Genomic DNA, 438 nt, shown 5'->3' on the forward strand with positions numbered 1-438 from the left:
GTCCATTGACTTCTAATGCTTACGCTCATGAAACGCATCTATTGTTTATCGCTTTTATTGTCGCTGGTGGTGGTTGGCTCGTCGGCCCAGGAGGCTACGCTGCCGGTGCGGTATTCCTTCCGCGACGGCGCCTATCTATACTTTGCCGACCGCGCGCTCGGTCCCGATGCGCCGTATGAAAAAATCACCGCGGTACGCATCAGCCGCAACAGCGGCAAAGGCCTTGCGCGGGTGGTAACCGTAAGCCGTCCCACCTCGGCCGGCGCCTTCCGGCAAGTCTGTGGCGAATCGGCATGGGCCCAGCTGAAGCTGATCAAAAATCTGCGCGACGACAACGCTACCTGGGCGTATATACGTGCCCATGCCCTCCTGAGCGATTACGGCACATTGTCGTTCGACATGGCCTTCCGGCAAGCGATGGGCAGCACATACCTGGAT

General features: G+C 58.7%; 1 protein-coding gene. It reads left to right on the forward strand.

Translation table 11 applies throughout. The features are described 5' to 3' along the window. Positions 1–27: 27 nt before the first annotated feature. Positions 28–438, forward strand: a 411-nt coding sequence (locus KK062_RS30035) for a hypothetical protein (RefSeq protein WP_254088081.1), incomplete at its 3' end; no start/stop codon positions are given.

Origin of the sequence: Dawidia cretensis (assembly GCF_018598175.1) — a bacterium.
Taxonomy (GTDB): domain Bacteria; phylum Bacteroidota; class Bacteroidia; order Cytophagales; family Cyclobacteriaceae; genus Ohtaekwangia; species Ohtaekwangia cretensis.